We start from the raw sequence: 22,594 nt of genomic DNA, 5'->3' as shown, positions 1-22,594 counted from the left end.
CATCAGTGGAAAGTACTGACCTACCCCCTACTTTCGAGTGAGTTCATCTCCGGGGCCACTCGGGGTTGACCGCGACCGCGGACCTGGCCGGACGGGTCTCATGGCGCGTCCGGGACGGGGCGACCAGACTGACGCGACCATTGCTCCGGGTCGTCGTGCAGCAACCGCGCGCGTCCCTTGCGGCGGTAGCGCCAGATCTGCGTCGCACCCAGTCCCCACAGCAGGAACTGTGCCGACATCGCCCACGTGAATGCCTCTGCGGGATAGCCCACGACACCATCCGCGGTGCGCCAGTCGAGGATGAGGCCGATCAGGCCTGCGGTGACGAGGGTTGCGAAGAAGCCGGCCTGATTGATGAGCCCGGTGGCGGTACCGGTGCGAGACGCCGGGTTGGATGTGCGGCCGAGATCGAAACCGACCATCGACGCCGGGCCGCCCATCCCGCAGATCACGACCAGCACGATGAGCAGCCAGAACGGAGCCTCCCCCGGCCACACCAGCACCACGGCCCACGCAGCCGCGATGCTCGCGATCACCAGCAGGACCAGCGTGGACCGATGCCACGGCCACCGGGTGATCAGCCACGCGAACACCGGGCCGAATCCCATGATCGCGAACACCATGATCGTGAGCAGCACACCCGCAGAGCCCGCGCTCATGCCCTGGCCCTCGACGAAGAACGGGTAGCCCCACAGGAGCCCGAGGACGTTCGTGCTGAAGGGGGTGGAGAAATGCATCCAGAAACCCAGGCGGGTGCCGGGATGCTCCCACGACGCGCTCAAGCTCTGCCGGATACCGGCCACACCGAGGACCGGGCCCGACACCGAGCGCGCCGTCGGAGAGTCGCGAACAACCAGCAGGGTGGCCACCAGCAGGACGGCCCCGAGCCCCGCGGTCGCGATGTACGCGCGGGTCCACCCCAGGGTCGACAGCGCCCACGTCATCGGGATCGCCGCCGCGACGGCGCCCAGCTGACCCAGCACTCCGGTCAGCTGTGTCATCAACGGGATTCGTCGGGCCGGGAACCAACTGGTTACCAGCCGTAGCACGCACACGAAGGTCATCGCGTCGCCGATGCCGACGAACAGCCGGGATGACAGCGCCCACGGATAGTTGTCGGCGAAGGCGAAGCTGACCTGCGCCAGCGTGAGGATCAGCGTCCCGGTGAGCAATACGCGACGCGAACCGAACCGATCGACCAGGAGCCCGACGGGCACCTGCATCAACGCATAGACCAGCAGCTGCAGCACGACGAAGGTCGACAGCTGCGACGCGGTGATGTCGAAACGTTCCGCCGCCAGCAAACCGGCCACGGCCAGCGACGAACGCTGCAGAACCGCGACGAAGTAGACCGTGAGACCCACCAGCCAGATGACCATCGCCTGGGTCGAGCGCGAGGGCTCGGTCATCGTCGGCAGCCTCCGGTCGATCGCGCGGACAGGAATCGTTCGCTCACCTAATCATTGTCGGGGGTGGACGAACGGTCCCGATCGGTGGCCTACGCGCCCCGCCCTCGCCTTCCGTTGCTGCGAGCTTCGATGGCCGCGACAGAGTTCCTGAACTGCTTGCCCAGGACTCGGGTACCGACAGCTCCGAGCACGCCCGCGAGGAACCGTCCCTTGAGGTTCTTTCCGTCCCTCACGACGACGACGTCCACGTCCGTTCCGCCTGTGGGTTGCGGCGTGAGCGTGTACGTGTGCCCTGAGTGGCCGCCCCACAGGTTCGAGTCGGTGGTCGTCATCACGACGCGATGGGGGTCGGTCCAGTCGTAGTGCAGCGTTTCCCAGATACCGTTCGAGCCCTCCGTGACATCGGCATCATGGGGGCCTTGGTGGAGGACCTTGAGGTAACTGTCTGCGCTGTTACCGAAGAGTTCTTTACGACCTGGTCCGAAGTCGGTGAGGCCGGCGAGAAACTGCTCGGGCGTCACGGTGGTCGTGTCGTGCATGTGGATCGTGGTCATGGCATGTACCTCGACGAGTTGGGGATCCGCTCCCGTCCAGTCGGCAGCGGCGACTGACCTATCAAGAACACCACTCGCACGCACGGCGCGGAAGGGATCTACTCGACCTGATCGAGCAGTCCGGCCACGACGCAGACACCCACGAGAGGACAGGTAGCGCAAGGTCGCCGCCTGATCCCGACTGCAGAAGTAGCCGTGACGAAGCCGGTCGGCACCGAATACGTTGCGGCGCAGAGGCTCCACCAACCGGATATCGCTCATACTCGGCTGGCCCCGGTTTGTCCGGGAGCAATCCTCCCACCGCGTCGGCCCCTCGGATCGCCCCACTCCGGAGCCCCCAGTCTCGACCTGCACATATCACGATCAGACTGTACGGTTTATCTATATCTGTTCTGCAAGAAAGTTGGGTTTGCTGTGGTCGCGTCGGACGTGCGAATCAATGACCTGTTCAAGATAGGGATCGGCCCATCGAGTTCTCACACAGTCGGCCCGATGGTGGCCGCGTCGGCGTTCCTAACCGAACTCACCGAGACCGAAATCGTCGACACCACCCAACGATTGAGCGTCGTACTGCGGGGCTCGTTGGCAGCCACTGGGGAAGGGCACGGAACTCCCGGTGCGGTATTTGCCGGCCTCCTGGGGCACATACCCGCAACCTGCGATCCTGCGGCAGTCCGCAATGCATGGGAAGCCGGCAGGGGCACTGACACGATCACGATCGCCGAGCGACGGATTACACTCGACCCCATCGTGTTCGAACCGCGGGAACCACATCCACTCCATCCCAACGCAATAGACCTCACGGCATTCGACGAGCATGGCACAGCCGTGCTGGAACGGACGTATCTGTCGGTCGGCGGGGGCTTCATCGAAACAGTCGGACTTCCGCCATCCCCTACTTGCGAGGCCGAGATCCCCTTTACCTTCAACTCCTTCGGTGAACTACACCGCCTCTGTAGCGAAACCGGTCTGACCATCGCCGAACTGGTTGCGGCGAATGAGGCTGCGGTGGGAGTTGATCCGGGCTCAGCGGCATCCGAAATCTGGTCTGCCATGAACGATTGCATCGAATCGGGTCTGGGACCTGGTCCCAAGACCCTTCCCGGCGGACTGGGAGTCCGTCGGAGGGCGCCGGCATTGGCGGCTCGCGTAGCGGAGGAAGACGGGTTCTCAGCCGCGGTCGCTCGAATCCAACTCGATGCAATGGCGGTCAATGAAGAGAACGCACTGGGAAATCGTGTCGTCACTGCTCCCACGAACGGAGCAGCCGGGATCATCCCGGCCGTCATCTCTCACTACGTCAGAAGTGCACCATCTGCGGGCCGGAACGGTATCGTCGCCATGTTGTTGACCGCTACTGCGTTGGGCGCAATCATCAAATCCAACGCATCGATCTCCGGCGCACAGGTGGGTTGCCAGGGTGAAGTCGGCTCCGCCTGCGCCATGGCGGCGGGCGCCCTGTGTGCCGCCCTCGGCGGAACCGTCGCCCAGATCGGCAAGGCAGCCGAGATGGGCCTCGAACATCACCTCGGCCTGACCTGCGACCCAATCGGCGGATTGGTGCAGGTGCCGTGCATCGAGCGCAACGCGATTGCCGCAGTTACGGCAGTCCAGGCCGCAACTCTCACATTGCAAGAGGACGACCACGCCCATCTGGTGTCCTTCGACGCTGCTGTAAAGACGATGCGCGACGTCGGTGCCGACATGCACGAGAAGTACAAGGAGACTTCGCTGGGAGGCTTGGCCGTCAGCCTCGTCGAATGCTGAACTGCGCCCGCCGCTATGCAATTCCTACTGCCAAACAAACAAATTCGAACACGCAACCTGCCATGCCGGGCGAGGCCGGCAGGTTGCGTGTTCGAAGCCAGTCGGGGCTCAGGCGTCCCACACCGCAGGAAGCGACTTTGGTCCCCGCGTCCTCCATCCGTGCACCCACGGTTCCTTGTCCGGGTCAAGGCGTACTCCTGGAAGTCCCCGGAAGATCTCTTCCAGGACAACCTGGCTCAGACCCCGGGCAGTGAAGTGTCCGACACAGGTGTGCCGCCCGAAGCCGAAGGCCATGTGATTCTGCTGCGGCCTGTCCAGGTCGTACTCCTCGGGACGCTCCCACCGCTCCGGATCTCGGTTTGCCGCACCCATCACGAGGCCGACGCTCATTCCCGCCGGAATGAGTACACCCCCGATCTCCATGTCCTTGAGGACATCTCGCTCGACGACACTGAACGGGGGCAGCCACCGCATGGCCTCTTCAAAGGCGATCGGTCCCCACTTCCCGGGGTCTTCGGTGAGACGGTTTCGATAGTCCTCGTTGGGCAGGACCCCGAGCAGGGTTGCGGCGATTCCGTGACCGGGTTCCTGGAACCCGCCCACGATGAGGACGTTCACACTTCCGATCACGTGGTCGATCGACCGCAGCTCTCCCGGTGGGCACCCGTGGTGGAACAGATGCCACAGGACGGTGCCATCGGATTCTTCCGACAACGAGGCACGTCGCTTTTCGAGGTAAGCCCTGACCTCCGTCTTCACCTCCTCGCCGAGCTCGGCAACGCTGGCGTCTCGCCCTCGGTTCACCAGGTAGGCGCCGAGGCTGTTGAACCACTTCTTACGCGTTTCCATGTCCAGGTCGTCCATGCCGAGCATGACGCCGATGACCTCAAGGCTGATCGGTTCGAGCAGGTCGATCGCCAGGTCCGCTTGGCCGAGGCCTTTGATGTCGTCGACTCGGCGGCGTGCAACCTCGCGGAACAGCGTCTCGCGTCGTGAGTTCACGGCCTTGCCGCGAAGCGGGGGATTGACCGCGCCGCGCAGTTCCGCGTGACCCTCACCCTCGAGGCTGAGGATGTTGGGTGCACCGTAGGCCGTCTTGAACGGCTCGACGGGCCCGTGGAGGTGTTCATCGTCCCGGCCCGCGGCCTCGCACAGAGCCCACGTGGTCAGCAGCACGAGGTGGCTGTCAGGGGCATACGCGACCGGGGACTCCGCCTGGAGGCGCTGGTAGATGGGATAGGGATCGTTCTCGAGCTCATCGAGGGTCACGTCCAAGGGGATATCCGTCACCAACGTGGGCGGGGTGTCGACTGTACTGGTCATGCTTGGCTCCTCACTGATAGTCGAGATCTGCCGCGTCGCCGCTAGCCGGACACGGCCGCGGCCCTGCGCGACGCGGCAAAGTCGAGTGCTTCCGCGTAGCTCTTCTTCTGTTCGATCATTCGGCGGTACTTCATGATGTGACGCTGCCCGTTCAACGTGAGCGCCCCGACGACACCGTTCCCTGAACGGAAGAGCACGACGAAGTGCTCTTCTCCGAGACTTCCGGACACCACCTCGTAGTCCTCGGTGGTGACACCGACGAACTGAATCCTGCTTCCGTACCAATCCGACCAGAAGTACGGCACCGTGACGTACGGCTGGGATAACCCGGGCGTCACTGCATTTCGCGCAGCTCGAGCTCCTTGCTCTGCCGCCGCCATGAAATGCTCGATGCGCATCCGCCGCTCGAACAGCGGGTTGTGCCACGATGCCACGTCCCCGGCCGCATACACGTTCGTAACGCTGGTTCTCAGGTGCTCGTCACAGACGACACCGTTGTCCAACTCCAGGCCGCTGTCGACCAACCAGCCGGTCGCCGGCCGTGATCCGACACCGACGACCACCAGATCTGCAGGGATTCGACGTCCGTCACTGAGGGCGACCGCTTCGACATGGCCTGCACCCTCGAACCCCACAACGCCGGTGCCGCACAGCAACTCGGTGCCGAACTTCGCATGGAGGGAGGACAGCGAAGCACCCATGTCGGCGCCGACGGCGCGGACCAGCGGCACCTCGGCTGCCTCCACGATGGAGACGGTCAATCCGCGCTTGCGCGCTGCCGACGCCACTTCGGCGCCGATGAATCCGCCGCCGATGACGACGACGTCACCGCCACGATCCAGTGCCGACCGAACGGCACGGGAGTCTTCGAGCGTGCGCACGACGTGTACGCCGTCAAGGTTCTCGGCGCCGGGAATCATGATCGGTGACGATCCCGTCGCGATCACCATCGACGAGTAGTTGTACTCGCCGTGGTTGGTCACCACAACCTGTCGGATCGTCTCCAGGCGGATGGCCGTCTCACCAAGAGCGAGGGTGATGTCGAGGTCACGCAACGACTCGTCCGACGACAGGTAAATCGGTTCCGTGTCGCCCTCCGGTTCGAGGAATTCCTTGGAGAGCGATGGGCGATCGTACGGCAGATGAATCTCGTCACCGACGAGGGTGATCGCGCCCGCGAACCCTTCGGAGCGCGCCGCTTCGGCGGCACGAACACCGGCCAATGACGCACCGACGATGACGAGATGTTCCATGTCGTTCACGGCGGTCAGGACGCCTGCTTGCTCAGTGCCGCCGTCGGACAACCCGCGATGGCGGAGTCGATCTCGGCTTCGAGTCCCTCGGGAATCACCTCGCCGTTGATCAACTGCAGCTTGCCGTCGTCGCCGACCTCGAATGTGTCGGGAGACAGTGCCTCACAGATTCCGATTCCGGTGCACTTCTGCCAGTCCACTAGGATCTTCACTTGTCGCTCCTTCCTCTGGGAGGGCTGCGCTCCCATCGATGCATGTCGGTGTCAATGACGACGCCGGAGGTCGGAGAGCGTCTCCGATGGCTACCCACCCTGAACTCGTGTACAGAAACTCTATCGTTGTGCAGCACGCTTTTCCTTGCTCGGCGACCGACTTTCACGACGCCGAAACACAGGATTTACGAAGCTGCGTCGTTCGCTTCAATGTCGAGCCGGCCGAGCACCCAACGGACGACCAGATCGGCAGTGGGGGCCAGGACGCTGTCGTCGTACGTGGCATTCGCCGAATGGTTGGAGGGACTCGTCGCAGGGTCGCCCGTGGACGCGCCGACGAGCAGGAACACACCCGGAACCTGTCGCAGGATCCACGAGAAGTCCTCGGCGATCGCCAGCGGTTCGTCGAGCTCGCCCACAGCATCGCCGACGATCGCCCGCAGTTTCTCGAGTTCACCGCCCGACGTGACCGTGGGGACGGTGTCCTTGCGGACGTTGACCTTCACCGTCACGCCGTGACTGGTCGCCACACCTTCCGCACCGGTACGGGCCAGCTCTTCGACTTCATCGATGGTCGACTCCGAGAACCCACGGATCACCCCGCGTAGCTCCGCCCTCTCGGGAATGATGTTGCGGGCGACGCCCGCCGACACCGTCCCGTATGTCAGCACGGCGCGTTCACGCGGGTCCACCCGCATCGACATCATTGCGGCGGAGTTGGTCACGAACGCCGCGGCCGCAGACAGCGGGTCGCGGGCCAAGTGAGGAGCCGAACCGTGCCCTCCACGGCCATGGAAGACGACATCGATGAGTGTCGACCCCGCCAGCACCGCGCCGCCGCGCGACACGACCTCACCGCACTTCAAGTGGTGTGCAAGAACGTGGAATCCCAGCGCGGCGACCGGACGGGTACCGAGAACATCGAGCAATCCTTCATTCAGAGCCAGTTCGGCGCCGCCGTGCCCTTCTTCACCGGGTTGGAAGAAGAAGATCACGTCGCCGGCCAGTTCTTCGCGCCGTTTCTGCACTTCGAGGGCGGCGTGCAGGACGATGGCCATGTGGCAGTCGTGCCCACAGGCATGCATGGCGCCGTTCGTCGCCGCCCAGGGAAGACCTGTCTCCTCCTCCACCGGCAAGGCGTCCATGTCGGAACGCACCAGTACGACGGGCCGTGATGCACCGTTGACCGAGCCTCGGCCGCGCACGATCGCGATGACCGAGGTCAGCCCGCTTCCCAGTCGGCACTCGATCCCGGCGGCTTCGAGACGTTCCCGGAGGTAGCGCTGGGTCCACGGCAGATCGAGCCCGACTTCTGGATGCCCGTGCAGTTCGTGTCGGGTTGCGATGATCGAAGTCATCGAGAGATCACCTCCAGTAGGTGTTGGTCGAGAGTCACTGACATGCCGTCCGGACTCTCGAGAACGACGGCTGAAAGACGGCCACCACGGATGGCGATAGGCGAGAGAGCGACGTCAGCTCCGCCCACGGAGGCCGGGTCCTCCGCACCGGACGCCACTGTTTGGATGTCGACGAGTCGGTAGCTGCCTGCGGGCGATGCACCCGGGAACGCCTGTCCGGCAGGACGCACCAGTCCGAACGGCCGGTCGCCCGAGCCGATCACTTCCTCGACCCCGTATAGGTCGACTGCGACGCCGTCCCGGCGAAGGTGCTGATGCGAGAGTGCGGCCGACTGCTCCGTGACCTGCACCACCCACGCGGTGAGCGGAATGCTGTGTTCGAGCCCGTAGGCCACGAGCCGGCCGAAAGGATTGGCTGCTGCGGACGATGCGTCGACAACGGTGACGAGTTCCAGGTAACTTCCGTCCAGTGGAATAATGCGGTTTTCGGTCCCCGCGCCTTCGTGTCGTCCTCCACCTATCGTCTCGAGTCCATAGATCGTGCGGAAACTCTCCACTCCTGCATCAAGTTCTGGAATGGAAATCACGATATGGTCGATGCACGCAGGCAGCATGTTCTGCAAACTCCGGGTCAATGGTGAGGGGTGGTTTGTCGGATGGCCAACGGAAAGACGGACGCTGATCTCGACTCCGCGTCGTCCGCTCCGATTCTGAAGATCGGGCACATCGCCCAGATGCTCGGGGTGTCGGCAGCCCGGCTGCGTCTGTGGGAGGACGAGGGACTGATCACTCCCACCCGAACCGAGTCGGGTCAAAGGCGTTACTCGATGCGGGATCTCAGGCACTTGGAGCGGGTTCGACGCCTACTCGACAGTGGAGAGGTGACGTTCGCCGGCGTCCGTGCTTCGCTCGGCAGCACCGGTACCGAGGATTCGGAGGACGAACCCGTCGAGAAGGACGGAACCAGCCAACCGGATGTCGGGGCACGAGCGAAACTCCTACGGCAGCGATCGGGGTTGAGCTTGAGGGACGTGGCGGGACGGATCGACATGAGCCCGTCTGCACTGAGCGCCTTCGAGCGAGGTAACACGAGCCCGAACATCGGCCGGCTCACCCAGATCGCCCATGCGATCGGTGTGACCACCAACGAATTGTTGGGTGTGGCGCCGGAGAACGAACAGATCGTCGTGAGGCGCAACCGACGCAAGAAGATCGTCGATTCGTCCGGTGTCGTCATCGAGAACCTCTATCTCTCCACGACCGCTCTTCAATCACAGATGGTGACCGTGAAGCCTGACTGCGGCAGTGGGCACCCGATGACCCACGACGGGGAGGAGTTTCTCACCGTCGTCGAGGGCTCACTCGAAGTCGTCCTGGATGCCACGGAGATCTACGTACTCAACGCCGGGGACTCGATGAATTTCGAGAGCACGCGGCCACATTCGTATCGCAACCCGGGAACCACCGACGTCCGGGTCGTATGGGTGAACACGCCACCGACGTTCTGAAACGCCGGAGGCGTGTTCAGTTGTCTCAGTCCAGAATTGCCACAGCACGGATCGGCGATCCGGTGCCTCCGAGGATGTTCAACGGAAGTCCGAAGAACTCGAACCGCTTGTTGACCACCTGGCCGAGATTGGCCAGGTGCTCGGTATTGACGATGCCGTACTTCTTACACACCATGTGACCGGGGAACGAGTTGTCCAGGCTGTTGTCGATGGCGTTGCAGTCGGTGCCGAGGTTCACCACACCCTTCTCGGCGAGGTATTCGGCACCGCTCCAATCGAATCCGGGGTTCTCGTCGATGTACTTGGGTTGCGGGAACCACCGGTCGCCGTAGTCGAACCACGCAAGGACGATGTCGCCCGGGCGGATCTGCTCGCCGGCCTCGGCGAGCTTGGCTTCGGCGATCTTCACGTCGTCGATGCTGGCATAGCCTTGTTGCTCCGGATCGGGTGACTGGAACTGCACGTGCGACAGGTCGATGCAGACTGCGGACCCGTAGTAGTACGTCAGCGGGATCGCGTCGAGCGTCTTGCCGTCCGGGTCGTACTCGAACGTCGCGTCGGTGTGGGTGCCGGCGTGCTCGCTGATCAGCAGATCACGTGCATGGAACCCGTCGTGTGTTCCGAATTTCTCCTTGAACTCCTCATGTGTCTGGTGGACGACGATCTTGGTCTCCTGATGGCCGAACCACATCGGCATGCCCTCGTAGATGGGGCGGGTCAGGTCGACGATCGTCCGGCGTCCGTCCAGGAGGTGTGCGCCGAGCGTCGGCACCTGGAGGTCCGAATCAGCGATTGGGATTGCAGTCATGAGTTCTCCCCTTTCGGAGAGAACTCTCCGAACGTTTGATTGAAGAAGACGAGGCCCGACTCGTCCCTGGTGTGCGTGGTGGCCGACAACACATCTGCCACCACCAGCACGTGATCGAGAACCTCGACCTCGAGCACCGACTTACACTCCAGGTTGTAGATCGCGCCTTCGATCGCCGGCACACCCAGCAGCGGGCCGAGTCCGGAAACCGATGCGTCCGGAAGGAATTTAGGTTGGCCGGGAGCCGCCTGCCGAGCAGCCAGATCTGCTGACTCCGCGGACAGGACCGCCACGCCGAACTCACCGAGTTCCGCGATGGACTGTGCCGTGGCCGTGGACTGCTTGATCGAGAAGGCGATCCGGGCAGGATCAGCTGAGAACGACGACAACGAACTGAGCGTCACTCCCCAAGGACGATCGTCGACCACTGAGGTCACGATCACCACTCCACTCGCCAGCATCCTCATCGACTGTGCGAAGTCAGCCGCGGGGATGGGGGCGATACTCGAAGATGGTCGGGTCCGGAAGCGCGGTAACGACTCCATCACGGTCTCAACACTGGTCATCAGGAGATCCCGACGTAATCGCGAACGCGTCGCGCCGCGTCGCTGCGATCGGTCTTGGAGTAGACGAGGTGGCGCACGAATGCCGGCGGCGTGGCATTCACGTTTTCGAAGAGCCCGACACGACCTGCGTGGGCACCGGCAACCAGATCCCAGACGAAGTTGAAGAACGTGTTCTTCTCGCGAGCCGTGACACCCGTGCCGGGGAAGAAGGCTTCCATTCGCGGACCGAATTCAGGGTGATCCCAGACCTTCTCGGGCCACCGCGCGATGAGGGCCTGGCCGCAGAGATCACGGATCTGGTACGTGATCTTCGGGTAGTTCTCGATCGAGTAGAGGCGGCCGGCTGTCGTGAGTTCCGGATTCGGAACATGAAGGCCGTTCCATTCCACCGATTCCGAGATTGTCGCGAGCGAGTACGCCTTCAGAGTCTGTGCGTAGAGCGTGATGTCGGCGACTGCTGCCTGAACGCCCGGGATCTTGTTCGTTCCGAGAATCTCCGTGATGACCTGTGCCACACCGGTGAACATCTCGGCACGGAATGCGAGGCGGGTCATGATGGACCACAGCGAGTAGACGCAGCTCTCGTAGTACAGGTCCAGCAGACCCAGGTTGTACTTACTGAACACGTACTCCCGCGGAACGAACACGTTGTCGAAGATGATGGTCTGGTCGAGTTCTTCGCCCGCGTGATCGAGCGGGTGGTCGTTGCGCGGGGTGTTCATGCGTGCGGTGGGCTCACGCAGAACCAGTGAGAGTCCCGGCGAGTTCATTGGGATCGCGGCCCAGATGGCGGCTTCGGGACCGACACCCTCGCCCAGCGTCGTCGACAGGGTGAAGAAGTGCGCGAGGGAGCCGATGCTACCCGCAACCTTGGCACCCGAGATCACGATGCCGTCCGACCGGTCTTCGACGATCCGCAACTGCGACGGGCGCTCGTTGCGCGGGACGTTGCGATCCGACTGCGGGTCGGCGATCAGATCCGTGCTCAGCAGGTTGTAGTCACCCGACAGTTTGACGAAGTTCCGGATGTTCTCGGCGAACTCGGGGTTCTCCGCCTCGATGCGGTCGATGGTGGACAGGAAGCCCAGGGCCATCATCGGGCCATAGTCGTTGGGGCGACCGTACATTCCCATCGTTCGCTGAGTAATGAATCGTGTTGCCTCACGCTTGGCGAAGAGGTGCTCCCGGGTCGTGGGGACCTGCCAGCCGATCGCGCGCCGGCCACCGTCCTCGGCGATGTACGTCAACGTGTCCTGGTGCTCCGGATCGAACTGTGCGTCCTGGATGCTCGCCAAGGTCTCGACAGCGCGAAGGTCGGGGTGCGTGGTGACATCGGTGATCTCTTCACCCTGCGAGGAGATGATCCGTCGGCCGTCCAGCAGGGAAGCCTTGTACTGGGCACCGGTCATCAGGTGTCCACCCGTGCTGTCCAGCTGGTTGGTCACCTTGTCGATACGCAGCCGCTGCGGGTCGAATGCGGCCGAGTCCGGAATCGAGATGGTCATTGTGAACCTTTCGTAAATCTTGTTGTCGTCAGCCGCGGATGACCGCGATGGCTTCTGCTTCGATGAGGAATCCGTCGTACATGAGGCCCGCGACGCGCACACCGGTGCCGGCCGGGCCTTCTTCGGGGAGGAATTCCATTCGGACGCGAGTCATCTTCTCCCAGTTGGCCTGCACTTCGTCACCGGCGCCGTCGAAGCAGTAGTAGGTGTTGACCTTCACCACGTCGTCCCAGGTAGCGCCGGCCTCGGCCAGCACATTCGTCAACGACTGGAACACATTTCGGGTCTGGGTCTCGATGTCACCCTCGCCGACGACGTTCCCGTGCTCGTCAGAGGAGAGCTGCCCGCCAGTGAAGACAAGGTTTCCCACCCGCCATCCCTGCGAGAACGGCGTCTTGATGTGGTGTGTCCACGTGCTGTTCATCAGTCGCTGACGGTCGGTGCCATCACCGACGGCGACCTCAAGACCCAGATCCGACATTGCTAGTTCCTCTCTTTTTCAGACTGTTTCAGGCCTGGCCGGCAGCACTCGGCTGCAGCGAGCCCGAATTGTTCTCGATGTTCGGTCGGCTACCGCCAGACCACCGGACCAAGCCCAGGTAGAGCACCAAGCTGACCACCGAACCCACGGCCCAGGTCAGGTCGACACCATCGAGCGCCTTTGCGATCGGCCCGACGTAGAACGTCACACTGAACGGCAGCTCCACGATGAATGTGACGACGTACGCGACGACGGCCGGAACGTTGAACTTGCCGTAGCCACTGGTGCTGTCGACGAACGCCTCGGGGTCGTAGTCGCCCTTCTTGATGACGTAGTAGTCGACGAGATTGATGACGCTCCAGGGGATCAGGAGCATCGACAGGAAGTGAATGAACCCGTAGTAGGAGTCGAGGAAGTTCGATGCGGCATACCCGGCCACCACAGTCGCGAGAATCGCCACGACGACGGCGACGGCATTCCTGGCCCGTGCCTGGGGGATCCAGTCCGGCTTGAAGGTCTGGAAGATCGTCAACACCGTGAGGGACGGTCCGTACAGATTGATCACGGCAGCGTCGATCGCACCCAGGAACAACATGATCAGGACGAAGACCTTGAACGGACCCGGCAGCAGGCTGACGAGACTTTCGACCGTTCCTTCGCCCACAACGGTCACCAACAGCGCACCCAAGATCATCACCGGCACTGCACCCAGAACGGTTCCGAGGTAGGTGAACCAGAACGCGGGCCGACTCGGAGTCGTCGAAGGAAGGTACCGCGAGTAATCCGAAACATAAGGGGCATAGGCGATCTGCCAGATGGCAGCGGTAGAGATCATGCCCATGAAGCCGATCCCGTTGAAGCCAAGGTCGGTCTGCGCGATACCCAGGTCAGAGCCGTTCGCGATGAGCGAGATGGCCAGAATCACCACCGCTGCGCCGAACAGGACCAACAGTACCTTGTTCGCGCGGTGGATCAGATCGTGCCCGACCACCACAACGACCAGCGTGATGGCGGCACAGAAGATCAAACCGCCCACCCCGTCGATGAAGGGGAATAGGAGCGCGATGGTATCTCGCGCGAGGATCAGGATAGAGGCAAGGAACCCGAAGTACACGAAGATGACCGCGCCCAACACGAGCAGCGCACCGTACATACCGAACTGCGCACGCGCCTGAATCATCTGCGGGACACCGAGTTTAGAGCCCTGGACCGAGTGCAGAGCCATGAGCACGGCGCCGAGCAGGTTACCGATCAGAATCGCGACCACGCACCATAGCGCGCTGAGTCCATAGACCGTGACGCCCAGGACACCAGTGACCAGCGTCAGTGGCATCACGTTGACCCCGAACCAGATCGGGAACAGATCGCGAACCTTGCCTCTTCGGCGCTCCTCGGGCACCGGTTGGATGGTGAGTTCCTCCACCAAGGATGGGTTCTCGGTTGTCATCGACATTCCTATCTCTGCGTCACTCCATGGCCCCTTTGCCTTGTGTACTGAAAACATACTTGTGTGCAGGAGGGTTGTGCGCGTCGGAAACAGAGACTTGACCTGCGTTAACCTGAACGAAACTTTCTGCAACTTGACACCAACATGCACTTCATCGAGGTTTTTCGACCTCGGAGTAGACAAACGACCGCGCGCACATTCGTATGGCTTTCTTGTGTTCGTTCGGTAGTTACGTGCGTGAGTCCGTTCGTGGGAGCGCCAATGTCCGGGCATCGCTTACTTCTGAGTGCGCCGCCCAAGTCGTGCACGCAGAGAAGGATTATGAGAATGCGCAATCAGTGCGAGAGCGCCGCCGCTGCGTGTCGGACGATGGCTCGACTCCGACAGTGCGTGAGCATCTTCTCGGTTCGGCACCCGTGCCGAACCGGGCACCAGATGCCCCGACGCACCACTGAGCGCTTGGAGCGCAACGTGCTCGCCTTGCGCCGCCGCCGCAAGCGCGGTGCGGTCGTGCTGGCTGCCGAGCTCGGGATGCACGCCTCGACAGTGGGCCGGATCTCGGCACGCCATCAAATGCCGCACTTGAGCGCGATCGACCCGATCACCGGTGAGGTGGTGCGCTCCTCGCGCCGCGACCCCCACCGCTATGAACACCGCACTCCCGGATCGATGGTCCACGTCGACGTCGAAGAGCTCGGCCGCATCCCCACCGGCGGCGGGTGGCGCCTGCACGGCCGTCACGCGGCGATCTCAGTTGCCAACCGGCACAAGACAACCAAGATCGGCTATGACTACGTGCACACCGCGATCGACGATCGCACTCAGCTGGCCTACAGCGAAGTACGGCCCGACGAGAAAGACCTCACGAGTGCAGGATTCTTGCACCGTGCGATGAGGTGTTCACCGGCCACGACGTGCGGGGCACGGCGGCTACTGACTGACAACGCCCCGGTCCACCGGCGCGGCACCAACTGGGGTTGGGTGTGCACGGCCTGGGGACTGCGGCGCAGGTTCATCAAACCCGGCCGCCCGTGGACCAACGGAAAAGCAGAACGCTTCAACCGGACCCTGCTCAACGAATGGGCCTACGCCCGCCCCTGGACCTCCAACCGCGCACTTGACCAATTCCTGCGTCGATACAACACTCAACGAGGCCACTCCGCACTCGGCGAAAACCGCCCATCAGCCGGCTCACCGCCTGACAACAACGTGTCAGGTCACTCCAACTAACCCCGCGCCATGTCCACGAACCGGCTCAGGTGCAACTGGTGCGCGACTGTGATCGTGGCGGTCGGGCCGTTACGGTGCTTACCGACGATGATGTCGGCCTCGCCGGCACGAGGATCGTCGCGCTCGATCGAGTCGGGGCGGTGCAGCAGGATGACCATGTCGGCGTCCTGCTCCAGCGAACCCGACTCACGAAGGTCGGAGACCTGAGGCTTCTTGTCGGTACGTTGCTCGGGACCACGGTTCAGCTGGCTGATCGCGATCACCGGGACCTCGAGTTCCTTGGCCAGCAGCTTGAGCTGACGCGAGAACTCCGAGACCTCTTGCTGCCGGGACTCGACCTTCTTACCCGAGGTCATCAGCTGCATGTAGTCCACCGCAACGACTTTCAGGTCGTGGCGCTGCTTGAGACGACGCGCTTTGGCGCGGATCTCCATCATCGTGAGGTTCGGCGAGTCGTCGATGAAGAACGGCGCGTCCGAGATCTCACCCATACGACGGGCCAGGCGTGTCCAGTCGTCGTCGCTCATGGTGCCGGCACGCATGTCGGCGAGTTTGACCTTGGCCTCCGCCGACAGCAGACGCATGACGATCTCGGTTTTGCTCATTTCCAGCGAGAACATGGCGGCGGTGAGGCCGTGGCCGATCGCCGCGGACCGCAGGAAGTCCATGGCCAGCGTCGAATTGTGCGTCGGCACCATCGCTTCGCCGGCGAGGTAGAGGTGCTCGTCGTTGTCGACCTCGACGCAGCGAACCGGGACCGAGTCGACGGGACGCACCGCAACGACGCGTCGAACGCCGGCCTTGCGACGAAGTTCCTTGTGCCGGATGGCCTTGTGATGGACGGTGAAAACGTCCTCGTCGGCGTCGACGCGCAGCCAGCCGGTGGCCGACCGCTTGTAGTTGAAGCCCAGGCCGGCCACGAGATCGGCGACGACCGCGGTCATGTGCCGGGTCGCGGCGGGCACGGTGATCCAGCCGTCGTCGTCGACGGTGGCCCGCGCGTCGAGCAGACCGGCCAGCAGCGCACGGCGCTGCGCGATGGACCCGCGCAGGTACTCGTAGGGAATCCGTCCGCCAAGGTCGGCCATCAACGTCATGACATCCACCGGGCCCTCGGCGTCGATGCGCATGCTGATCTCGGGATCGTCGAACGCCATTCCCGCGAGCGCCGCAACCGTGTACGGACCGTAGGCGAAACGCTTGCGCGGCAACTCGAGTGGTGCGGTGTTGCGGATGACCGCACACCCGACGTGCGCACGCAGACCCGCCGTGGTGACGACCTGACGCTCACCGTCGATCTCGGCCGCCCACTGATGCTGTTCGTCGGCGACCAGCAGCGCGCCGTCGTTGAATTCGACCTCGTAGCAGGGACGTTCGGTCATGACGTCGGTGGCCGCGACCACGCGTGTAGGTCGGCCGTGGGCGTCGAGCAGCTGGTCGCCGACCGCGACCTTACCCATCGTCGTCCACCCGGCGGGCGTGGGGAGCGGGGTGTCGAGGGCGAGGGCCTTACCGACGCCGGGTCGTGCGGCGACGATGATCATCTGGCCCGGGTGCAGACCGTTGGTCAGCTTGTCGAAGTCCGCGAAGCCGGTCGGCACGCCCAGCGAGATACCGCCGCGCGAGGCGATCGAGTCGATCTCGTCCATCGTCGGCTGCAGCAGGTCCTCGAGGGGGAGATAGTCCTCGGCCTGCCGGCGTTCGGTGACCTCGTACACCTCGGCCTGTGCGCGGTCGACGACCTCCGCCACATCCTGGCCGTCGTTGCCCGCGTAGCCGTACTGCACGATGCGCGTACCGGCCGTGACCAGACGCCGCAGGATGGCCTTCTCGGCGACGATCTCGGCGTAATAGCCGGCGTTGGCCGCCGTGGGCACCGTGGAGATCAGGGTGTGCAGATACGGGGCTCCACCGATGCGCTTGAGCTCGCCCGCGCGTTCGAGTTCGGCGGCGACGGTCACCGCGTCGGCCGGTTCGCCCTTGGAGTAGAGGGTGAGGATCGACTCGTACACGGCCTGGTGCGCCGGACGATAGAAGTCGACGGTGCGGATCTTCTCGACCACGTCGGCGACCGCGTCCTTGGACAGCAACATGCCGCCGAGCACGGCCTGCTCGGCAGCAAGGTCCTGAGGGGGTTGCCGACCGAAGTCCTCGGCGGGGAGGGAGTCGGAGTCCCGGCCCCGCTCCTTGTCACCGGCGGCGGGACCGCGCCCGCGGTCATCCACAACAGCCACGCGTGTCTAACCTCTCGCAACGCTCGACCCATACGCCCCGGGCGAATGGATACGACCTCAATGGTGTCGGCCCCGGCAGGCCACCTCGCGAGTCTCCGGTGTCGACGTCATGCTCTGTCTGTGCTCTATCCGTCTCTTCCTATCGGGTCGCGCCGACAAAGCTTGCCACCAAGCGCGCGGAAACAGGACCGAGACCTGAGCCGAGACACTAAGACCTCCGACCCGACGACTCAAACCGGACTGTTAGCGAATCTGGGGAGGACTTGTGGACGACGTGTGAGTGATCGGGGGACCGTTTGTGCACCCGTTGTGGACAACCTGAGGAATTCGGTTGTGAACAACTATGTTGTCGCAGGTCAGAGGACCAGATTGTTTCCACAATCAAGAAAGTGAAATTCCTTCGGTACTCTTCGGCGCGTCGTTCCGTGGGCGTGTTGCGCGCGCCGTTCAACTACGTGTGGCGAACAGTTTGGTGAATTTCCCGAGTGATCTGCGTAACAGCTCGTCAGGGCGCAATCAGTCGCCCGACTTATCCGCAGTTGGCCGACAAGGAGCCCAGCGCATGTGATGCAATGGCGATCGTGTCGAGGTTGGGGTTGGGAACCGGGGTCATCCGTCGAACCGTCGGGGCGGTCGCCGCGCTGACGGTGGCCGCCGGGATCGCAGTCGGCGCGCCGTCGGCCGGCGCCGTTCCGGGCCCCACGATGCCCGTCGAGTTCGACCTGTCGCGCTACCAGCCGGTCGATTCGACGACGTTCCGCTCGCTCGCCTACAACGACAACGGGCGCTCGTTCTTCACGACCGGCCGCTGGATGTGCCAGATCGGGCAGGGATACCGCTACGTCGGCTGTCAGGGCCGCCCGGCGACCGCCCCACCCACCGCGACCGGTGCCGCGATCTCGGCCGACCAACAGGGCCCATGGTGGGTCAACCGAGACCAGACGTATCGCTTCGGCTCCAAGACCGGTTTCCGGCCGCCGGTTCTCGGTGTGGGCAAGCGCGTCACGATCGCCGGTGTCACGTGCACCGTCCCGCGCCGCGACGTCGTCGCCTGCCGAACCGGTCAACGGGCGCTGATCTTCACGCCCGCGTGGCACAAGTTCTTCTTCCCGTCCTGGGACACTCTCGGCCCGGGCAACAACGCCGTCGCCCACAGTGCGAACCCCGCGCCGCAATACCTGCCGCCGCGGCTGCAGTACTGGAATCAGTTGCCCGCCAACCCGCCTGCGCCGAAGTAGGGGACCTCGATACGCGGCGTCCTCGCTGCGCTCGGTCGTCGCTACTCGGCCGGCGGGGGTGAGTCGTCGCCACTCGGTCGGCGGGGGCCCTTCGTGACGCGGCCTCCGCAAGCTCCGGCCGCTCCTCAGGGAGCGGGGGTCGCGTCGATCCCTCGACAGAGTTCGAACTCGGCTACAGACACGACAAGGCCGGGTGGAATCTCTTCCACCCGGCCTTGTGTGTTCGACGCTGGGGTCAGCTTGCGGCGACGACCGCGAGCTGCACGGTCGCCTCAACCTGCGGGTGCAGGGTGACGGTGACCGGGTAGCTACCGGTGGCCTTGATGTGACCCTTGGGCAGCACGACGTTGCGCTTGTCGACGACGGGGCCGCCTGCGGTCTTGATGGCACCGGCGACGTCTGCCGCGGTGACCGAACCGAAGAGCTTGCCCGAGTCGTGGGTCTTGACGTCCAGCGAGACCGCGGCGAGGCCCTCGAGGGCCTGCTTCAGCTCGTTGGCGTGCTCGAGACCGCGAACCTCGCGAGCCTCCTGCGCACGGCGGATGCCCTCGACCTGCTTCTCGGCGCCGCGGGTGGCCTTGATGGCCAGGCCGCGGGGCAGCAGGTAGTTGCGGCCGTAGCCGTCCTTGACCACGACGATGTCGCCGGCCTCGCCGAGGTTCTCCACGGCGGCGGTGAGGATGAGCTTCATGTCAACTGATCCTTTCCGCTTATCGGCTGGTCGAGGTGAAGGGCAGCAGGGCCACCTCACGCGAGTTCTTGACGGCCACGGCGACGTCGCGCTGGTGCTGCACGCAGTTACCGGTCACGCGACGCGAACGGATCTTGCCGCGGTCGGACAGGAAACGACGCAGAAGCGCGGTGTCCTTGTAGTCGATGTCGGCCTTCTTGTCCTTGCAGAAGCTGCACGCCTTGGTCTTGGTGACCTTCTCGACGCGAGGCTTCCGGCTGGCCTTTGCCTTTGCCATATGTGTATTGCTCCAGTCAATGCTTCTTCGGGATCGGTCACTGCCGTGCCCGAGGCTTTCCGAGACCGCTCACACGTGAGCGTGTGTCCCGGGAGATATCAGAAAGGTGGTTCGTCGTCCCCGCCACCGAACGATCCGCCGCTGCTGGCAGGCGCGCTGCCCCAGGGATCGTCGGCGACCTGCTGGTTCGATCCGCCGCCGCGGCTACCGCCGCCGCCACCGGATCCGAATCCGCCGCCACCACCGCCGCCGCGTGAGGCGCGGTTGACCTTGGCAGTGGCGTAACGCAGCGAGGGGCCGATCTCGTCGACCTCGAGTTCCACGACCGTGCGTCGTTCGCCTTCTTTGGTTTCGTAGGACCGCTGCTTGAGCCGTCCCTGCACGATGACCCGGGAACCCTTGGTCAGGCTTTCGGTCACGTTCTCCGCGGCGTCGCGCCAGATGTTGCAGCGGAGGAACAGCGCTTCGCCGTCCTTCCACTCATTGGTCTGACGGTCGAAGGTGCGCGGGGTGGAAGCCACCGTGAAGTTGGCAACCGCTGCTCCGGACGGCGTGAACCGCAGTTCCGGGTCGGCGGTGAGATTGCCGATGACGGTGATGACCGTGTCGCCTGCCATGTGTGTTTCCCCTCGGGTCGTTGGTGGGCACTCGCTGATCGACATGCACCGGGATTTCCTGGGTCAACCCTAGAACCCGGTACCGACGTCTTCAGACGTTCAAGGAACCCTGTGGATTACTTCCGCAGGACCTTGGTGCGCAGTACCGACTCGTTCAGCTTCAGCTGACGGTCGAGCTCGGTAACCGTGGCGGGCTCGGCATTGAGATCGATGACGGCGTAGATGCCCTCGTTGTGCTTCAGGATCTCGTAAGCAAGACGGCGCTTGCCCCAGATGTCGACACCATCCACCGAACCGCCATCCTTGCGGACAACATTGAGGAAAGTATCGAGTGAGGGTGCGACGGTGCGCTCGTCCAGATTCGGATCGAGGATGACCATCAATTCGTAGTGACGCATAAGACCACATCACCTCCTATGGGCTAGGTCGGCCACGGACTGTCCGTGGCAGGAGGGTCGCCTGCGTCGGCAACCGGTCCAAGATACATGACCAGGACGTTCTCCAGGAAATCCGAGGTCGTGGAGCACCGGGGTCGCCTCGCCCTTCGTGGCTCGTCGCTTGCGCTCCTCACACCTCAGGGAGCAGAGGTCGTGGCTCGTCGCTTGCGCTCCTCACACCTCACGGAGCAGGGCTCGGACGCGACGACCTACTCTGTTGGCCATGTCGGAGCCGCGGACCAGTACGCCTCGACGGATCACGTGGCTGTCCGGGCGCGGCGAGACCGCGCTCATCGTGGCGGTGACGGTGTTGGCGACCGCGGCGACGATGTTCTGGAGCTACGTGGTCAAGGCGCGCTGCGGCGGGGCTCCGTTCGACGCCCAGGGGCGCAGCGCCAACTGGCCCGCCGGCGATCCGGGCGGTCTGATCCCCTGCTACTCGGATCTGATGTACCTGTGGCTCGGACGTGACATCAACAACCACGTGTTCCCCTACATCCACGGGGGGATCACCGACGACGGCACGCTCTTCGGCGGGGTCGTCGAATACCCGGTGCTGTCCGGACTGTTCATGTACGTCGGCGCGATCGGCGCCCACACCGACTCAGAGTTCTTCACACAGACCGCATTGTTGTTGGCCCCGTTCGGTTTTGCGATCACGGTGATGCTCGCCCTCATGGTCCGATGGTGGGCGCTGCTGTGGGCGGCCACTCCCCCGCTGGTCCTGTACTCGTTCCACAACTGGGAGCTGCCGGTGGTGGCGACCGCGGTCGCCGCGATCGCGGTGATGACGTGGGGCGGTTCGATCGACCCCGACACGGGCCGACGAAGACTTCCGTTGCGGGCCTGCGCCGTGATGGCCGCGGTCCTGCTGGCCATCGGTTTCTGCCTCAAGCTGTATCCCGGGATCTTCGTGCTGCCGCTGGCGGCCTACGTCCTGACCGGAGGCGCCGGCGGACTGCGGCGCGCCGGGCGGCGCGGCCTCGACTGGGTCGGCGCGGCCTGGGTCGCGGCCGCCGCGGTCATCACCGTGGTCGCGATCCAGTTGCCGTTCATGGTCCTCGGATTCGACGGCTGGAAAGCGGCGCTGACGTTCCAGGGCCGGCGTCGTGCGGACGTCGACACCAACTCCATCTGGTACTGGGGACTGCGCTACCTCACCGGGACCACCGACACCTACCACTCCCTCGTCGGGGTCATCTCCCCGCTGCTGATCCTCGCGAGCTTCGCCGTGGCCATGTACCTCGGGTGGAGACACTACGAGCGGATCTGCGTGTTCCCCTGGATCGGCGTCAGTGGGGCGATGCTCGCCGGGTTCATGCTGTTCCACAAGGTGCACTCACCGCAGTACACGCTCTGGATTCTCCCATTCTTCGTGCTCATGCGAGTGCGATGGCAGGTCATCGCCGTGTACCTGCTCACCGACATCGCACTCGATCTGACGATCTTCCGCCTGTTCCCCATCCGCGACGCCGGCGATCCCCTCCCCTGGTGGGTGCTCACCGGTGTCGCCGGCTCGGTCTGGGTGCACGCGTTGCTGCTCGTCTACCTGATCGGCACGCTGGTCCGCACCCCGCTGCGTGAACCGCTCGCGTGGATGACGGTCCGCGACGGCGCGCACGTCGATCGCCCCGACAAACAGTCAACTCGGCCGGTACCGGCTCCGGGCAGGGCCTGAC

Annotated in this window: 22 protein-coding genes; 5 read left to right on the top strand and 17 right to left on the bottom strand. The window is 64.0% G+C overall.

The features are described from left to right. Positions 1-98: 98 nt before the first annotated feature. Positions 99-1,409: an MFS transporter gene (locus tag BLU62_RS24320; protein ID WP_074852424.1), complete on the bottom strand. Its 1,311-nt coding sequence runs from the start codon at positions 1,407-1,409 to the stop codon at positions 99-101. Between the two features lie 89 nt (positions 1,410-1,498). After that, on the bottom strand, positions 1,499-1,963 hold the full coding sequence (locus tag BLU62_RS24315) for a hypothetical protein (RefSeq protein WP_074852423.1): 465 nt from the start codon (positions 1,961-1,963) through the stop codon (positions 1,499-1,501). Between the two features lie 414 nt (positions 1,964-2,377). On the opposite strand from BLU62_RS24315, the gene BLU62_RS24310 reads away from it, so the two are divergent. Then, positions 2,378-3,730 (top strand): L-serine ammonia-lyase, encoded by a 1,353-nt coding sequence (locus BLU62_RS24310; RefSeq protein ID WP_084811877.1) that lies wholly within the window; start codon positions 2,378-2,380, stop codon positions 3,728-3,730. Between the two features lie 108 nt (positions 3,731-3,838). Here BLU62_RS24310 and BLU62_RS24305 read toward each other — a convergent pair whose 3' ends face one another. The 5 genes from BLU62_RS24305 to BLU62_RS24285 all read right to left on the bottom strand — a co-directional run bounded on the left by BLU62_RS24305 (position 3,839) and on the right by BLU62_RS24285 (position 8,490). Then, positions 3,839-5,053, bottom strand: a complete 1,215-nt coding sequence (locus BLU62_RS24305; protein WP_006357799.1) for a cytochrome P450 — start codon at positions 5,051-5,053, stop codon at positions 3,839-3,841. Between the two features lie 41 nt (positions 5,054-5,094). Then, positions 5,095-6,306 carry an NAD(P)/FAD-dependent oxidoreductase gene (locus tag BLU62_RS24300; protein ID WP_074853236.1) on the bottom strand — a complete coding sequence of 404 codons (1,212 nt, stop codon included), beginning with the start codon at positions 6,304-6,306 and terminating at the stop codon, positions 5,095-5,097. 14 nt (positions 6,307-6,320) lie between these two features. Next, positions 6,321-6,518, bottom strand: a complete 198-nt coding sequence (locus tag BLU62_RS24295) for a ferredoxin (protein WP_006359148.1) — start codon at positions 6,516-6,518, stop codon at positions 6,321-6,323. Between the two features lie 185 nt (positions 6,519-6,703). Continuing rightward, on the bottom strand, positions 6,704-7,876 hold the full coding sequence (locus BLU62_RS24290; RefSeq protein ID WP_074852422.1) for a M20 metallopeptidase family protein: 1,173 nt from the start codon (positions 7,874-7,876) through the stop codon (positions 6,704-6,706). Beyond that, entirely contained in the window at positions 7,873-8,490 is a 618-nt protein-coding gene (locus tag BLU62_RS24285; RefSeq protein WP_074852421.1) for a VOC family protein, read from the bottom strand. Before BLU62_RS24285 ends, BLU62_RS24290 begins: the two co-directional genes overlap by 4 nt. A 42-nt stretch (positions 8,491-8,532) precedes the next feature. Here BLU62_RS24285 and BLU62_RS24280 point away from each other — a divergent pair, with 42 nt between their 5' ends. Further along, complete coding sequence (locus tag BLU62_RS24280; protein ID WP_074852420.1) at positions 8,533-9,384, top strand: MerR family transcriptional regulator; 852 nt, start codon at positions 8,533-8,535, stop codon at positions 9,382-9,384. Positions 9,385-9,409: 25 nt separating this feature from the next. Here BLU62_RS24280 and BLU62_RS24275 read toward each other — a convergent pair whose 3' ends face one another. From BLU62_RS24275 to BLU62_RS24255, 5 genes are read right to left on the bottom strand one after another with little or no spacing between them, the layout of a single operon-like run. Then, the gene (locus BLU62_RS24275; protein ID WP_084811876.1) at positions 9,410-10,192 is read right to left on the bottom strand and encodes a cyclase family protein; all 783 of its coding nucleotides are present in this window, start codon (positions 10,190-10,192) and stop codon (positions 9,410-9,412) included. Beyond that, positions 10,189-10,758 (bottom strand): flavin reductase family protein, encoded by a 570-nt coding sequence (locus BLU62_RS24270; protein WP_074852419.1) that lies wholly within the window; start codon positions 10,756-10,758, stop codon positions 10,189-10,191. The genes BLU62_RS24275 and BLU62_RS24270 overlap by 4 nt, the downstream gene beginning before the upstream one ends. After that, positions 10,758-12,263, bottom strand: coding sequence for a 4-hydroxyphenylacetate 3-hydroxylase N-terminal domain-containing protein (locus tag BLU62_RS24265; RefSeq protein ID WP_006359142.1), 1,506 nt, complete (start codon positions 12,261-12,263; stop codon positions 10,758-10,760). The genes BLU62_RS24270 and BLU62_RS24265 overlap by 1 nt, the downstream gene beginning before the upstream one ends. A 28-nt stretch (positions 12,264-12,291) precedes the next feature. Then, positions 12,292-12,744 carry a RidA family protein gene (locus BLU62_RS24260; RefSeq protein ID WP_074852418.1) on the bottom strand — a complete coding sequence of 151 codons (453 nt, stop codon included), beginning with the start codon at positions 12,742-12,744 and terminating at the stop codon, positions 12,292-12,294. 28 nt (positions 12,745-12,772) lie between these two features. Then, a complete protein-coding gene (locus tag BLU62_RS24255; RefSeq protein WP_244278305.1) occupies positions 12,773-14,143 on the bottom strand; it encodes a purine-cytosine permease family protein in 1,371 nt (456 codons plus the stop codon). 483 nt (positions 14,144-14,626) lie between these two features. On the opposite strand from BLU62_RS24255, the gene BLU62_RS24250 reads away from it, so the two are divergent. Continuing rightward, the gene (locus BLU62_RS24250) at positions 14,627-15,421 is read left to right on the top strand and encodes an integrase core domain-containing protein (RefSeq protein ID WP_159441578.1); all 795 of its coding nucleotides are present in this window, start codon (positions 14,627-14,629) and stop codon (positions 15,419-15,421) included. Here the strand turns inward: BLU62_RS24250 and dnaB are convergent. Further along, entirely contained in the window at positions 15,418-17,655 is a 2,238-nt protein-coding gene (gene dnaB / locus BLU62_RS24245; RefSeq protein ID WP_074852417.1) for a replicative DNA helicase, read from the bottom strand. The genes BLU62_RS24250 and dnaB overlap by 4 nt on opposite strands. 572 nt (positions 17,656-18,227) lie before the next feature. Here dnaB and BLU62_RS24240 point away from each other — a divergent pair. Beyond that, positions 18,228-18,893, top strand: a complete 666-nt coding sequence (locus tag BLU62_RS24240; protein WP_074852416.1) for a hypothetical protein — start codon at positions 18,228-18,230, stop codon at positions 18,891-18,893. 235 nt (positions 18,894-19,128) lie between these two features. Here BLU62_RS24240 and rplI read toward each other — a convergent pair whose 3' ends face one another. The 4 genes from rplI to rpsF form a co-directional block, all read right to left on the bottom strand. Beyond that, complete coding sequence (rplI, locus tag BLU62_RS24235) at positions 19,129-19,584, bottom strand: 50S ribosomal protein L9 (RefSeq protein ID WP_074852415.1); 456 nt, start codon at positions 19,582-19,584, stop codon at positions 19,129-19,131. A gap of 19 nt (positions 19,585-19,603) precedes the next feature. Continuing rightward, positions 19,604-19,861, bottom strand: a complete 258-nt coding sequence (gene rpsR / locus BLU62_RS24230) for a 30S ribosomal protein S18 (RefSeq protein ID WP_074852414.1) — start codon at positions 19,859-19,861, stop codon at positions 19,604-19,606. Between the two features lie 98 nt (positions 19,862-19,959). Continuing rightward, a complete protein-coding gene (locus BLU62_RS24225) occupies positions 19,960-20,478 on the bottom strand; it encodes a single-stranded DNA-binding protein (RefSeq protein WP_005194110.1) in 519 nt (172 codons plus the stop codon). 116 nt (positions 20,479-20,594) lie between these two features. Then, on the bottom strand, positions 20,595-20,876 hold the full coding sequence (rpsF, locus tag BLU62_RS24220; RefSeq protein ID WP_004020660.1) for a 30S ribosomal protein S6: 282 nt from the start codon (positions 20,874-20,876) through the stop codon (positions 20,595-20,597). Between the two features lie 262 nt (positions 20,877-21,138). Here rpsF and BLU62_RS24215 point away from each other — a divergent pair, with 262 nt between their 5' ends. Continuing rightward, on the top strand, positions 21,139-22,593 hold the full coding sequence (locus tag BLU62_RS24215) for a hypothetical protein (RefSeq protein WP_074852413.1): 1,455 nt from the start codon (positions 21,139-21,141) through the stop codon (positions 22,591-22,593). Position 22,594 lies beyond the last annotated feature (1 nt).

This window comes from Gordonia westfalica, assembly GCF_900105725.1.
GTDB lineage: Bacteria > Actinomycetota > Actinomycetes > Mycobacteriales > Mycobacteriaceae > Gordonia > Gordonia westfalica.
Note: the sequence above shows the minus strand (reverse complement) of the source record. Positions and strands in the feature narration are given on the sequence as shown.

Excerpts from the sequence above, each read along its gene's own strand:
- BLU62_RS24265 (WP_006359142.1), bottom strand. The coding sequence starts at position 12,263 with ATGACCATCTCGATTCCGGACTCGGCCGCATTCGACCCGCAGCGGCTG.
- BLU62_RS24320 (WP_074852424.1), bottom strand. The coding sequence starts at position 1,409 with ATGACCGAGCCCTCGCGCTCGACCCAGGCGATGGTCATCTGGCTGGTG.
- BLU62_RS24270 (WP_074852419.1), bottom strand. The coding sequence starts at position 10,758 with ATGACCAGTGTTGAGACCGTGATGGAGTCGTTACCGCGCTTCCGGACC.
- BLU62_RS24285 (WP_074852421.1), bottom strand. The coding sequence starts at position 8,490 with ATGCTGCCTGCGTGCATCGACCATATCGTGATTTCCATTCCAGAACTT.
- rpsR (WP_074852414.1), bottom strand. The coding sequence starts at position 19,861 with ATGGCAAAGGCAAAGGCCAGCCGGAAGCCTCGCGTCGAGAAGGTCACC.
- BLU62_RS24215 (WP_074852413.1), top strand. The coding sequence starts at position 21,139 with ATGTCGGAGCCGCGGACCAGTACGCCTCGACGGATCACGTGGCTGTCC.
- BLU62_RS24315 (WP_074852423.1), bottom strand. The coding sequence starts at position 1,963 with ATGACCACGATCCACATGCACGACACGACCACCGTGACGCCCGAGCAG.
- BLU62_RS24305 (WP_006357799.1), bottom strand. The coding sequence starts at position 5,053 with ATGACCAGTACAGTCGACACCCCGCCCACGTTGGTGACGGATATCCCC.
- rpsF (WP_004020660.1), bottom strand. The coding sequence starts at position 20,876 with ATGCGTCACTACGAATTGATGGTCATCCTCGATCCGAATCTGGACGAG.
- BLU62_RS24280 (WP_074852420.1), top strand. The coding sequence starts at position 8,533 with ATGGCCAACGGAAAGACGGACGCTGATCTCGACTCCGCGTCGTCCGCT.
- BLU62_RS24290 (WP_074852422.1), bottom strand. The coding sequence starts at position 7,876 with ATGACTTCGATCATCGCAACCCGACACGAACTGCACGGGCATCCAGAA.
- rplI (WP_074852415.1), bottom strand. The coding sequence starts at position 19,584 with ATGAAGCTCATCCTCACCGCCGCCGTGGAGAACCTCGGCGAGGCCGGC.
- BLU62_RS24275 (WP_084811876.1), bottom strand. The coding sequence starts at position 10,192 with ATGACTGCAATCCCAATCGCTGATTCGGACCTCCAGGTGCCGACGCTC.
- BLU62_RS24240 (WP_074852416.1), top strand. The coding sequence starts at position 18,228 with ATGGCGATCGTGTCGAGGTTGGGGTTGGGAACCGGGGTCATCCGTCGA.
- BLU62_RS24260 (WP_074852418.1), bottom strand. The coding sequence starts at position 12,744 with ATGTCGGATCTGGGTCTTGAGGTCGCCGTCGGTGATGGCACCGACCGT.
- BLU62_RS24225 (WP_005194110.1), bottom strand. The coding sequence starts at position 20,478 with ATGGCAGGCGACACGGTCATCACCGTCATCGGCAATCTCACCGCCGAC.
- BLU62_RS24300 (WP_074853236.1), bottom strand. The coding sequence starts at position 6,306 with ATGGAACATCTCGTCATCGTCGGTGCGTCATTGGCCGGTGTTCGTGCC.
- BLU62_RS24250 (WP_159441578.1), top strand. The coding sequence starts at position 14,627 with ATGCCCCGACGCACCACTGAGCGCTTGGAGCGCAACGTGCTCGCCTTG.